Below are 12386 nucleotides of genomic sequence, written 5' to 3'. Positions count from 1 at the left end.
ACCTCAAAGGAGGTCGTGTCATGCGGCCCAGCCCCGCTGAGATCGTCCGGACCCTGGTCGCGGGTCGGTTGCCCGGCCTCGTCCACCTGGCCTGCCGGCCCGGTCTGCACCACGCGCGCCACGCCACCGACCCCGAGGGGCGGGTGTTGCTGCTGGTGCCGGTGGTCAGCGATCTCGCGGCGGCGCTGGGTCCCGGTGCCGGGGACCGCGCCGTCGCGGTGGTGCTCGACGTGCTCGACCTGCCGCCGGCCGCCGGGGCACCGTCACTCGGCCGGGCTCTGGTCTCCGGTTGGGCGCGTTTGTTGGCCGGCGACGAGGCACGGGCCGCCGCGGTGGACTTCGCCGCCGTGGAGCCCACCGGCGACCTGCTCGACGTCGGCACCCGATTCCGGCTCTTCCGCTTCGAGGTGGCCGAGGCGCGTTGGCACCGGGCCGGCGAGTTGCGCCGGATCGACCCTGGGGCGTACGCCGAGGCCGAGCCGGACCCGCTGCACCCGCTCGAGGCGGGTCTGCTCGCCCACCTGGGCGAGGACCACGCCCAGCGGATGACGGACTACCTGCGCCGGCAGCTCGGCCTGGCCGCCGGCCCGGTCGAGCACGCGCCACGGGTCGAGCGGATCGACAGGTACGGGATGCTGGTGAGCTTCGGCCGGCCGGGCGCCCGGCGACGGGCCCGGCTCGCCTTCGGCCGCCGGTTGACCGACCAGGCCGACCTGACCCGGCTGCTGCACCCGGTGTTCTGCGCGAGCTGACCGACCGTCGCGCAGGTCGCTGCCGGTCTCTGCGGTCCCGCCGGGTCGACAGGTCTCCGCCGGATCAACCGGCGAGGTCGCCGGTGAGATAGCGGTGCACGGTCGGGCCGACCGTGGCGATCAGGGTCTCCGGCGCGGCGGAGGCCACCGGCTCCAACCGGATCACGTAGCGCATCAGCGCCAGCCCGACGAGTTGGCTGGCCACCAGCGATCCGCGCAGCGGCACCTCGGCCGGATCGACGTCGAGCTGGTCGAGGACCCGGCGCAGCACCTGGGTGGTGAGGAACTCGCGCAGCAGCCGGGCGGTCCATTCGCTGCTGACCGCGGAGCGCAGCAGGGCCACCCCGGCGGCACCGGCCGGCGAGTCCCAGACCGTGACGAACATGCGTACCAGCCGCTCGCCGAGGGCGGCACGGTCACCGGCGAGCACCTTCGGCAGCAGTTCCCGAGGGTCCACCGGGAACCGCATGGCGGCCAGGAAGAGCTGTTCCTTGGTGCCGAAGTAGTGGTGCACCAGGGCCGGGTCGACCCCGGCCGAGGCGGCGATGGCCCGGATGGTGCTGGCGTCGAAGCCGCGTTCGGCGAAGACGGCCCGGGCCGCGTCGAGAATCGCGTCCCGGGTGCCGGGTTTGCCGGGTCGCCGTCCGCTGCGCCGTACCATCGCCCTCCCTCGCTCCTGTCGGCGGCCGTGCCTGCCCGGCGGGCGCGGCCCACCCGCGCCGGGCAGGCACGGTGCCGTCAGCCGCTGCGCCGGCGCAGGGTGGCCGCGGCGAGGACCAGCGCCAGCACCGCCGCGGCGGCGACGATCGCCACGTCACGCCACATCGTCCCGGTCGGTTCGGCGTGCGCGCCGACCTCCTGCAGGGCCTCGACGGCGTACGACAGGGGCAGCACGTCACTGATCGCCTGCAACCAGCCGGCCATCTCGTCGCGGGGCACGAACAGCCCGCAGAGCAGCAGTTGTGGCGCGACGACGACCGGCATGAACTGTACGGCCTGGAACTCGGTGCGGGCGAAGGCGCTGCAGAGCAGCCCGAGCGCGACGGCGAGCACCGCGTTCAGTGCGGCGATCATGATGACCAGGGCGCTGCTGCCGGCCGTCTGGAGGCCGAAGACCCAGTACGCGACGGCGGAGGCGATGCCGGCCTGCACCGCGCCGGCCAGCCCGAAGGCGATCCCGTACCCGAAGAGCAGGTCGGTCTTGCCCAGTGGGGTGGTGAGCAGCCGTTCCAGCGTGCCGGTGGTGCGCTCGCGCAGCATCGCGATACTTGTCACCAGGAACATGATGATGAACGGGAAGAAGCCGAGCATCACCAGCGCGATCCGGTCGAACGTCGACGGCTGCCCGGGCGGCGCGGGCTGGTCGGCGTACATGTAGTAGACCAGGGTGAGCAGGACGGTGGGCACGGCCACCAGCAGCGCGACGGTCCGTCGGTCGTGGCGCAGCTGCCGCAGGATGCGCGTGACGGTGGCGGAGAGGATGCGCGGGTTCATCACGCCTCCCCGGACTGGTCGGGCTGAGCGGCTCTGATCAGCCGCAGGAACGCCTCGTCGAGGTCGTCCACCCCGGCGGCGGCCCGGATGGCCGCTGGCGTGTCGTCGGCGATGAGCCGTCCCTCGCGGATGAGCAGCAACCGGTCGCACCGGGCGGCCTCGTCCATCACGTGACTCGACACCAGCAGGGTCGTCCCGGTCGCGGCCAGCGCGTGGAAGCGGGCCCAGAGGTCGGCCCGCAGCACCGGATCCTGACCGACGGTGGGCTCGTCGAGCACGATCAGCTCGGGCTCGCCGACCAGTGCGCAGGCCAGCGACGCCCGGCTGCGCTGCCCGCCGGAGAGGGTGCCCACCAGTTGGCTCGCCGCCGAGGCCAGCCCGACGTCGGCCACCGCCCGGTCGGCCTCGGCCCGGTCGCGGCCGTGCAGCGCGGCGAAGTAGCGGGCGTTCTCCCGCACCGTCAGGTCGGCGTAGACGCTCGGCGCCTGGGTCAGGTAACCGACCCGGTGGCGCAGTGGCGGCGAGCCGGCCGGGGCTCCGAGCACCGTCACCGTGCCGGCGGCGATCACCTGCACTCCGACGACCGCGCGCATCAACGTGGTCTTGCCGCTGCCGCTCGGCCCGAGCAGACCGGTGACCGAGCCGCGCGGCACCGTGGCGTCGATCGCGTGCAGCACCCGCCGTCCGCCCCGGTCCACGACCAGGCCCCGGACGGCGATCGCGTCGCCCATCGCCCACCTCCCCAATTCATCGTCTGTTGAAATCAACGGTAGGTGAAATACCGCCGTTTCGGCAAGCACGCGGCGCGGGGTCGCGCCGGGCCCGCCGGTGCTGGGACCCTCGAACGATGGACATCGGTACGCGGGAGCCGACCTTCACCGTCAGCGAGGCGGCCCAGCGGGTCGGCCTGACCACCCACACGTTGCGTTGGTACGAGCAGGAGGGGCTGGTGGCCCCGGTGGGCCGGGATTCCGCCGGTCGGCGTCGCTACACCACGGAGGACGTCAACTGGCTGTTGCTGCTGACCCGGCTGCGCCGCACCGGCATGCCGGTGCGCGACATGCGTCGCTACGTCGAGCTGGCCCGACAGGGTGATGGCACGCTCGGTGCCCGCCGGGCGCTGTTCGAGGAGCATCGCGTACGGGTGCTGCACCGGATGGACGAGCTGGAGGAGGACCTCAAGGTGCTCGACTTCAAGATCGACCACTACCGGCGGGCGGAGCTGGGCGAGTTCGACTGAGTGCGTAATCGGGCTAAACGCCCTCCACGGTGGCAAAGCCAATAGCACGGTCAGTCAGTACCGGATCGGACGCCAGGTCCGTCACCGGTCATTGCACCCTGATCGGACGTGCGGCACGATGGCGCAGTGGATCACGCTCCGTCACCGGACAGTGGGTTCTTCGACGACTGGGCCGCACGGCTGCGGGCGAGCGCCGACCGGCCCGTGGTGGGCATCCTGCTGCGCGGCAGCCACGCGCGCCGAGCCGCCACCGCGCACAGCGACGTCGACGTCGACGTGCTGCTCGGTGGCGCTCCGTACGCGGCACGTCGGGCGTACCTCGCGGAGCACTCCGGCCGGCTGACCCACGTGTCGGTAGCGGCCCGGGACATCCGCTCCTGGGTGACCCGGCTCGGTGAGCCGGCCGACTGGGCGTTCGGTCTGCCGGTGACAGCCCCCACCCGGCTGCTCTGGGCCGACCCGTACTGGCGGCACCGCATCGACCTGCCGGTGCTCTGCCAGCCGGCCGACGAGCCACGGCTGGAGGAACTGATCGCCACGCTCGGCAAGGTGGCGGCGGCCCGGGACGACGAGGACGCGCTCGGTGCCCGGTTGGCCGCTGCCGACCTGGCTCGGCTCTGTCCCTCGGTGCTGCGGCTGGCGAACCCGTCGGTACGGGTGGTCTCCCGCCGGTCGGCCTTCGCCGCCGCGCTCGACCTGCCGGTGGCGCCCGCCGGCTACCGCGAGGACATGCTGCGCTGCCTCGGCCTGCGTCCCGTCTCGACCGGCCAGGTGTGGGCGGCGGCGGCCCGCCTGGTGACCGGCACCCTGCCGCTGATCCGTCCGTACGCCGCCGAGGTCGCCCGGGCGGCCGGGCCGGATCTCGCCGACGCCCTGCTGGACGGGCGCCTGGACCGCTACGTGGCCCAGTTGGGTCGGCCCGGCGGCGGTACGCCTTCCGCCAGCCGGGAGCCCGCTGGGGTACCCGCGCCGCGTGCGGGACAATGGCTCACTGTGCCCGTACCTGACGCGCCGGTGACCGGCGCCCACCCTGAGCAGCCGGAGCGGCCGGGCGGTTCGCAGCGACCGTCACGCCTCGACCCGGCGATCGCCGGCCGCCTGCGACGCACCCCCGACGGCCTGGTGGCCGCGGTGGTCCGCCAACACGGCAGCGGCGAGGTGCTGATGATGGCCTGGATGGACGACGAGGCCCTGCACCGCACGCTGACCACCGGCCGGGCCACCTACTGGTCGCGCAGCCGGCGCGAGTACTGGGTCAAGGGCGCCACCTCCGGCCACCATCAGTACGTCCGTTCCGTCGCGCTCGACTGCGACGGTGACGCGGTACTGGTCAGCGTCGACCAGGTCGGTGCCGCCTGCCACACCGGGCAGCGCACCTGCTTCTCCACCGAGCTCCCGGTCACCGGCGAGGTGGCCTCATGAGCGAGCGAAGCGGAGTGCCGGCATGAGCGACGGTCGGGTGAGCCCGGACGCGAGCACCTTCACCGAACTTGCCGCCCGGTGGCGGGTGGTGCCGGTCACCCGCCGGCTGCTCGCCGACGCGGAGACACCGGTCGGCGTCTACCGCAAGCTCGCCGGTGGCCCGGGGACGTTCCTGCTGGAGTCCGCCGAGCAGGGCGTCGGCTCGTCCGGGCTGGCCTGGGCCCGGTACTCCTTCGTCGGGGTGCGCAGCAGCGCCACCCTTGTCGAGCGCGACGGCACCGCGGCCTGGCTCGGCGTGCCGCCGGCCGGTCTGCCGACCTCCGGGGACCCGGTCGAGGTGCTGCGGGCGACGGTGACGGCGCTGGCCGGCCCGCCCGGCGCCCCGGGTGACGGGATGCCACCGCTGACCGGCGGCATGGTCGGCTATCTCGGCTACGACCTGATCCGCCGCTTCGAGCGGCTTCCCGCGTTCACCGAGGACGACCTGCGCCTGCCCGAGCTGGGCATGATGCTCGCCACCGATCTGGTGGTGCTCGACCACTTCGACGGTTCGGCGATCCTGGTCGCCAACGCGATCCTGCCGCCGCTGGACGAGCCGGGTCGCGACGAGCTGGTCACCGCCGCCTACCACCACGCGGTGGGCCGCCTGGACGCGATGACCACTGCGCTGTCGCGGCCCATCCCGCCGATGGTCGCCACGGTCGCCCGCCCGCCGGCCGGCGAGGTGCGCAGCCGCACCCCGGACGGTGGGTACCCGAAGGCGGTGGAGGCGGCGAAGGAGGCGATCCGGGCCGGCGAGTGCTTCCAGATCGTGCTCGCCCAGCGGTTCGAGCGGGAGACCGACGCCGACCCGTTGGACGTCTACCGGGTGCTGCGCACCACCAACCCGAGCCCCTACATGTACCTGCTGCGCTTCGACGACTTCGACATCGTCGGCTCGTCACCCGAGGCGCACCTGAAGGTGACCGGTGAGGTGGACGGCGAGCGGCGGGCCCTGCTGCACCCGATCGCCGGCACCCGACCGCGCGGCGCGACCCCGGAGGCCGACGCCCGGCTCGCCGCCGAACTGCTCGCCGACCCGAAGGAACGTGCCGAGCACGTGATGTTGGTCGACCTGGGCCGCAACGACCTCGGCCGGGTCTGCCGTCCCGGCACCGTCGAGGTGCCGGAGTTCGCCACAATCGAGCGGTACAGCCACGTGATGCACATCGTCTCCACGGTGGTCGGCACGCTGCGGGCGGACCGCACCGCCTTCGACGCGCTCGCCGCGACCTTCCCGGCGGGCACGCTCTCCGGCGCGCCGAAGGTACGTGCCATGGAGATCATCGAGGAGTTGGAGCCGGTCCGCCGGGGTCTCTACGGCGGGACGGTGGGGTACTTCGGTTTCGCCGGCGATCTCGACATGGCCATCGCGATCCGGACCGCGCTGATCCGGGGCGGCCGCGCGTACGTGCAGGCCGGCGCCGGTGTGGTGGCCGACTCCGATCCGGCTGCGGAGGACCAGGAGACCAGGAACAAGGCCGCCGCGGTGCTGGCGGCCATCGCCGCCGCGGAAACCCTCCGGCCGGCCCGGTGAGCGCGAGGAATGTAGCGCAGCGGAGTCCCGCAGTCGCGAACGGAAAGTAGGTCCGGTGAGCGCGAGGAATGTAGCGGTGGAACCCGGGGGTGCCCGGTCCGTGCCGGGCCGGCGGGAGCTGGCGTACGCCGTGCTGCTCTGCCTGGCCGGCGCGGGGCTGGCGCTGTGGGCGGCGACCCGCACCTGGGTGGTCGGCGCGGTCAGCCGGGCGGACCCGACGCTGCTGCTGGTGGAGGAGGGACGCACGGGCGGGCAACTGCTGCCGTGGCTGCCGGCGTTGGCCCTCGTCGGGCTGGCCGGCGGGGGCGCGGTGCTGGCCACCCGGGGCCGGCTGCGTCGGGTGCTCGGCGGGCTGCTGACCGTGCTCGGCCTGGCCCTCGCGGCCGGCGGAGGCTACGGGCTCGTCGGTGACCTCGGGGACCCGGTCACCTGGCAGTGGCCCGCGCTCACCCTGCTCGGCGGGATCCTCTCCGCCGCCGGTGGTTCGTTGACCATGCTGCGTGGTCACCGCTGGCCGGCGATGGGTGCCCGCTACGAACGTCGGACCACCCGGCCGACCGGCACCAGCGGCCCGATCGAGGGGGCCGGCACCGTCGAGGCGTGGGAGGCGATGGACCGTGGCGAGGACCCCACGATCCGCTGAGCGCCCGGACGTTGCCGTGCGGTCGACGTTGCCGTGCGGCCGGGCGGTGCCGTGCGGTCGGGGCCAATGAGATTCCTCACCGTCATGTCACTGCGACATGAAGATTTGAGGGTGACATGACGGTGAGGAGTCAATCCCCATCGGGCCGCACTCGTTCACGGCCACGGGTAGGCGCTGCTCAGGGCTGCCGCACCACGACCGCGCGGGTGTCGGTGGCACGGTGGGCCGGGAGAACTGGCGGCTCGCGGACGCCCCGGCCAGCAGATGGGCCGGGCGGAGCGGTGCGGTCAGCCGACCGGTTGGCGGGCCCGCGCCCGGGCCGCGGTGAGTTCCGCGACGAGGCGGTCCAACTCGGCCCGCTGGTCGGCTCGGGCCCGGTCGGCGCAGATGGCCTCCCAGGCGTTACCGGAAGCGGTCCGCATCCGGTCGGGCCCGACCACTGCCCGCTCCAACGTGTGGACGACACCGACGGCGAGCGACGCGACGGTGCGCGAGATGGTGGTGAGGCCGATGGTCTGGTGCGGCGCGGAGGTACTCATGATCACCCCGGGGAGAGATCGTCGTGGCGGTGGGGCAGGCGCGTCATTGAGTGTGCCCGAGCCTGATGCTGCTCGGCCCGGGTTTCGTGGTGATGACTGCACCGTCAACTCTGCGGTAGCGGGCTGACCGGCACAGGGACCTTGGTCCTTGAGCTTGGTCACAACATCGATGTGGCCGGATCGCCGACCCCTGCGGGGGGCCTCCGGACCCCCTGGCATGGGTGAACGTCGATGGTCTCGTGACGCAGAGTCACAATCCGTGCGCACAAGTGGGCCATTATGCCGCAGCCCATTTCGTGAGGAGCGCCATACCCCCGGCGGTCGGGTCCAGGTGGGGCCACCTAGCATCGGCCCATGACACCCGGAGAGGGGAGTCCGTTGGTGACTGCTGAACATGCCCACGCGGAGGGGGACGAGGCCGGCCCGGCGGCGCCCGTCAGCGTGCTCGACGAGATCCTGGCCGGCGTCCGGGAAGACGTGGCCCGGCGGCAGGAACAGGTTCCGCTGGAGCGGATCCGTGAACTGGCCGCCGCCGCGCCGCCGCCGCTGGACGCGTACGCGGCCCTGCGCCGGCCCGGCGTCGCGGTCATTGCCGAGGTGAAGCGCGCCTCGCCGTCCAAGGGCAAGCTGGCCGAGATCGCCGACCCGGCGGACCTGGCCGGCGAGTACGCGGCCGGCGGTGCCCGCGCGATAAGCGTGCTCACCGAGGGCCGCTGGTTCGGCGGGTCGCTGGACGACCTCGCCGCCGTGCGGGCCGCGGTGAACATCCCGGTGTTGCGCAAGGACTTCGTGGTCTCCAGCTACCAGGTGCACGAGGCTCGTGCCCACGGCGCGGACCTGGTGCTGCTGATCGTCGCCGCGCTTGAGCAGAACGTGCTTGTCGGCCTGCTGGAGCGGATCGAGTCGCTGGGCATGACCGCGCTGGTCGAGGTGCACGACGAGGAGGAGGCCGACCGGGCCATGGAGGCCGGCGCCCAGGTCATCGGGGTCAACGCCCGTGACCTGCGTACCCTTCAGGTCGACCGGTCGGTGTTCGAGCGGATCGCGCCCGGCCTGCCGAGCAACGTCGTCAAGATCGCCGAGTCGGGTGTCCGCGGCCCACACGACCTGATCCGGTACGCCTCGGCCGGCGCCGACGCCGTCCTCGTGGGTGAGGGGCTGGTCACCCAGAAGAGTCCCCGGGAGGCGGTGGCCGAACTTGTCAACGCCGGCAACCACCCGGCGACGCCCCGCCCGGTGCGCTGAACCGAGCCGGGTGACCGTTTGTGAGCGAGAGGACCCGCGATGAGTGCTGACGCCACGAACACCGAGGTGCCGGCGCAGTTCCCCGACGCCGCCGGCCACTTCGGTACGTTCGGCGGCCGGTTCGTGCCGGAGGCACTTGTCGCCGCGCTCGACGAGCTGGCGTCGGCGCACCAGGCGGCGATGGCCGACGCGGCGTTCCGGGCCGAGTTCGCCGGGTTGTTGCGCGACTACGCGGGAACGCCGTCGCTGCTCTATGAGGCCCGCCGGTTCTCCGCCCGGGCCGGCGCCCGGGTGCTGCTCAAACGGGAGGACCTCAACCACACCGGCGCGCACAAGGTGCGCAACGTGCTCGGTCAGGCGCTGCTGACCCGACGGATGGGCAAGCGGCGGGTGATCGCCGAGACCGGTGCCGGTCAGCACGGTGTCGCCACCGCCACCGCCGCGGCCCTGTTCGACCTGGAGTGCGTGGTCTACATGGGTCAGGTCGACACCGAGCGGCAGGCGCTGAACGTGGCCCGGATGCGGATGCTCGGCGCGACGGTCGTACCGGTGACGACCGGCTCGCGCACCCTCAAGGATGCGATGAACGAGGCGATGCGGGACTGGGTCGCAAACGTCGACGAGACCCACTACCTGATCGGCACCGCCGCCGGTCCACACCCCTTCCCGGCGCTGGTCCGCGACTTCGTCCGGGGCATCGGCGAGGAGGCCCGAGCACAGTGCCTGGACCTGACCGGTGCACTGCCGGACGCGGTGACCGCCTGCGTCGGCGGTGGCTCCAACGCGCTGGGCATCTTCCACGCCTTCACCGACGACCCACAGGTGCGGCTGTACGGCTTCGAGGCCGGCGGGGACGGGGTCAACACCGGCCGACACGCGGCGAGCATCACCGGGGGCTCCACCGGCGTGCTGCACGGCACCCGGACCTTCGTGCTCCAGGACGCCGACGGCCAGACGCAGGAGTCACACTCGATCTCCGCCGGTCTGGACTACCCGGGCGTGGGCCCGGAACATGCCTGGCTGCACGACACCGGCCGGGCCACGTACCAACCGGTCACCGACGACGAGGCGATGGCCGCGTTCGAGCTGCTCTGCCGGACCGAGGGGATCATCCCCGCGATCGAGAGCGCTCACGCCCTCGCGGGCACCCTGGCCATCGCGCCGAAGCTCGCCGCCGAGTTGGGCCGGCAGCCCACCATCGTGGTCAACCTCTCCGGCCGGGGCGACAAGGACGTGCACACCGCCGGTGAGTACTTCGGCATCCTCGACAAGGAGTGAGGCCATGAGCGAGCGGACCAGCCGGATCGGGGTGGCGTTCGACAAGGCCCGGGCGGACGGCCGGGCGTTACTGGTCGGCTGCATGCCGGCCGGCTTCCCCACCGTGGAGGGCAGCATCGCCGCGATGAAGGCGATGGTGTCCGCGGGCGTCGACGTGATCGAGGTGGAGATCCCGTACTCCGACCCGGTGATGGACGGCCCGGTGATCCAGCGCGCCAGCGACATCGCCCTGGCCGGCGGCGTACGCACCCGGGACACGTTGCGCATCGTCGAGGCGGTGGCCGCCACCGGCGCCCCGGTGGTGACGATGACCTACTGGAACCCGATCGAGCGGTACGGGGTCGACGCGTTCGCCCGGGATCTCGCCGCGGCCGGCGGGACCGGGCTGATCACTCCCGACCTGATCCCCGAGGAGGCCGGCGAGTGGCTGGCCGCCTCGGACGCGCACGGGCTGGACCGCACCTTCCTGGTCGCGCCGTCGTCCACCGACGAGCGGCTGGCGATGACGGCCGCGCACTGCCGGGGCTTCGTCTACGCCACCGCGATCATGGGTGTCACGGGTGCCCGGTCACAGACCTCCCAGGCGGCGCCGGTGCTGGTGTCCCGGGTGCGGGAGGTCACCGACCTGCCGGTCGGCGTCGGGTTGGGCGTGGGCACGGGGGCGCAGGCCGCCACCGTCGCCGGGTACGCCGACGCGGTGATCGTCGGCAGCGCGTTGATCCGTTGTCTGCTCGATACACCCGACGAGGCGGCGGCCCTGACCGCCCTGCGCACCCTCAGCGCCGAACTAGCCGAAGGCGTCCACCACCCCACCCCCTAACACCCCCACCCCACCCCCACCCTCCCCACGCCACCCCTGCTCGTCGATCTTGCAGTTTTTGTCGCCGTTCTGCCCTGAATGACGGTTTTGCGGCGACAGGAAGTGCAAGATCGCGGGGGTTGGTTCGGGTGGTGGCTCGGTGGACCGGGGTGACGCCGCAGGGGTCCGCAGCGGTAGCGTGTGCACCCGTGAGTCTCGCCTCGCCGACGTCCCTGGCCGCCATCCCCAGCCCGAGCAACGCCGTGTGGCAGCTCGGCCCGATCCCCATCCGGGCGTACGCGCTGTGCATCCTCGCCGGCATCGCGGTGGCCTGCTGGGTCACCGAGCGGCGGCTGCGCCAGCGCGGCGCGGCTCCCGGCGCGGTGCTCGACATCGCCATGTGGGCGGTACCGGCGGGCATCATCGGCGCCCGGATCTACCACGTGATCACCTCACCGGCCCCGTACTTCGGCACCGGCGGGGACTGGTTCAAGATTTTCTTCATCCACGAGGGTGGGCTGGGCATCTGGGGAGCGGTCGCCGGTGGCGCGGTCGGCGCCTGGATCGCGGCCCGGCAACTGGGCATCCCGCTGACCGTGGTCGCCGACGCGCTGGCGCCGGGTCTACCGCTGGCCCAGGCGATCGGCCGGCTGGGTAACTGGTTCAACAACGAGCTCTACGGCGGGCGGACCGACCTGCCCTGGGGGTTGGAGATCCACCGGATGGACGGCGGGCAGGCGCTGCGCGACGAGGCCGGCCAGCCGATCCTGGAGGAGGGGCTCTACCACCCGACCTTCGCGTACGAGTTGCTGTGGAACGTCGGCGTCGCCGCGATGGTGTACTTCCTCGACCGTAAGCTGCGGCTCGGCCGTGGCCGCGCCTTCGCCCTCTACGTGATGGGCTACACCGCCGGCCGGTTCTGGATCGAGATGATGCGTACCGACGAGGCCAACACGATCCTCGGCGTACGGGTAAACGTGTGGACCGCGGCGCTGGTGTTCCTCGGCGCCCTCATCTACTTCCTGCGGGTGCGCGGGCCACGGGAGTACCTGATCCCGGTCGGCCTGCCGGCCGTCGCCACCACCCCGCCAGCCACCTCCGACGTCTCTCAGGTGGACCTGTCGGCCAAGGGCGCCACCACCGAGCCGGCGGCACCCGAGGGCTACCGGGTGGTCGGCGAGGAGCAGTTCGAGCACTGGCGTCGGACCGGCGAGGCACCACCCGAAGCGGCGGCCCCGGTCGACGCGGGCTCCGAGTCCGCCCCGGACCGGCCGGCTGACGAGGCGTCCGTCCCGGACCAGTCGGACATGGACGACGTGGTGACCCCGTCGAAGCGGGTCGACGAGGCGTCCGTCCTGGACCGGCCGGACGGCGAGGCGACGACCGCCGCCCGGCCGC

General features: G+C 72.9%; 12 protein-coding genes and 2 pseudogenes. 10 read left to right on the top strand and 4 right to left on the bottom strand.

All coding sequences use genetic code 11. The annotated features are described in order from the left end of the window. The first annotated feature begins 20 nt into the window (after nt 1-20). Nucleotides 21-752 (top strand): DUF2470 domain-containing protein, encoded by a 732-nt coding sequence (locus AB0J93_RS23140; RefSeq protein ID WP_363924410.1) that lies wholly within the window; start codon nt 21-23, stop codon nt 750-752. A gap of 64 nt (nt 753-816) precedes the next feature. Here the strand turns inward: AB0J93_RS23140 and AB0J93_RS23135 are convergent, their stop codons facing one another. From AB0J93_RS23135 to AB0J93_RS23125, 3 genes are all read right to left on the bottom strand, one after another. Continuing rightward, nucleotides 817-1413 (bottom strand): TetR family transcriptional regulator, encoded by a 597-nt coding sequence (locus AB0J93_RS23135; RefSeq protein WP_363924409.1) that lies wholly within the window; start codon nt 1411-1413, stop codon nt 817-819. A 77-nt stretch (nt 1414-1490) separates the two neighbouring features. Continuing rightward, on the bottom strand, nt 1491-2246 hold the full coding sequence (locus AB0J93_RS23130) for an ABC transporter permease (protein WP_363924408.1): 756 nt from the start codon (nt 2244-2246) through the stop codon (nt 1491-1493). Next, complete coding sequence (locus AB0J93_RS23125; RefSeq protein ID WP_363924407.1) at nt 2246-2977, bottom strand: ABC transporter ATP-binding protein; 732 nt, start codon at nt 2975-2977, stop codon at nt 2246-2248. Before AB0J93_RS23125 ends, AB0J93_RS23130 begins: the two co-directional genes overlap by 1 nt. 116 nt (nt 2978-3093) lie before the next feature. Here AB0J93_RS23125 and AB0J93_RS23120 point away from each other — a divergent pair, with 116 nt between their 5' ends. The 5 genes and pseudogenes from AB0J93_RS23120 (at nt 3094) to AB0J93_RS23100 (ending at nt 7127) form a co-directional block, all read left to right on the top strand. Then, nucleotides 3094-3486, top strand: a complete 393-nt coding sequence (locus tag AB0J93_RS23120; RefSeq protein WP_363924406.1) for a MerR family transcriptional regulator — start codon at nt 3094-3096, stop codon at nt 3484-3486. A gap of 108 nt (nt 3487-3594) precedes the next feature. Beyond that, nucleotides 3595-4299: pseudogene (locus tag AB0J93_RS23115) on the top strand (phosphoribosyl-AMP cyclohydrolase); the annotation flags it as partial. A 180-nt stretch (nt 4300-4479) separates the two neighbouring features. Then, the gene (gene hisI, locus AB0J93_RS23110; RefSeq protein WP_363924549.1) at nt 4480-4908 is read left to right on the top strand and encodes a phosphoribosyl-AMP cyclohydrolase; all 429 of its coding nucleotides are present in this window, start codon (nt 4480-4482) and stop codon (nt 4906-4908) included. 22 nt (nt 4909-4930) lie between these two features. Beyond that, complete coding sequence (locus AB0J93_RS23105) at nt 4931-6484, top strand: anthranilate synthase component I (RefSeq protein WP_363924405.1); 1554 nt, start codon at nt 4931-4933, stop codon at nt 6482-6484. A gap of 76 nt (nt 6485-6560) precedes the next feature. After that, nucleotides 6561-7127: a Trp biosynthesis-associated membrane protein gene (locus AB0J93_RS23100; protein WP_363924404.1), complete on the top strand. Its 567-nt coding sequence runs from the start codon at nt 6561-6563 to the stop codon at nt 7125-7127. A gap of 287 nt (nt 7128-7414) precedes the next feature. On the opposite strand, the gene AB0J93_RS23095 is transcribed toward AB0J93_RS23100, so the two are convergent. Beyond that, nucleotides 7415-7666, bottom strand: coding sequence for a hypothetical protein (locus AB0J93_RS23095; protein WP_363924403.1), 252 nt, complete (start codon nt 7664-7666; stop codon nt 7415-7417). A 441-nt stretch (nt 7667-8107) separates the two neighbouring features. Here AB0J93_RS23095 and trpC point away from each other — a divergent pair, with 441 nt between their 5' ends. The 4 genes and pseudogenes from trpC to lgt all read left to right on the top strand — a co-directional run. Beyond that, nucleotides 8108-8911: an indole-3-glycerol phosphate synthase TrpC gene (gene trpC, locus AB0J93_RS23090; RefSeq protein WP_170863280.1), complete on the top strand. Its 804-nt coding sequence runs from the start codon at nt 8108-8110 to the stop codon at nt 8909-8911. A gap of 39 nt (nt 8912-8950) precedes the next feature. After that, nucleotides 8951-10189, top strand: coding sequence for a tryptophan synthase subunit beta (gene trpB, locus AB0J93_RS23085; RefSeq protein ID WP_363924402.1), 1239 nt, complete (start codon nt 8951-8953; stop codon nt 10187-10189). 4 nt (nt 10190-10193) lie between these two features. Next, entirely contained in the window at nt 10194-11009 is an 816-nt protein-coding gene (trpA, locus tag AB0J93_RS23080; RefSeq protein WP_363924400.1) for a tryptophan synthase subunit alpha, read from the top strand. Between the two features lie 188 nt (nt 11010-11197). Next, nucleotides 11198-12214: pseudogene (gene lgt / locus AB0J93_RS23075) on the top strand (prolipoprotein diacylglyceryl transferase); the annotation flags it as partial. Between the last annotated feature and the right edge of the window lie 172 nt (nt 12215-12386).

The organism is Micromonospora sp. NPDC049374, assembly GCF_040677165.1.
Classification (GTDB): domain Bacteria; phylum Actinomycetota; class Actinomycetes; order Mycobacteriales; family Micromonosporaceae; genus Micromonospora.
The sequence above is the reverse complement of the archived record's forward strand: the minus strand, read 5'-3'. Positions and strand labels throughout refer to the sequence as shown.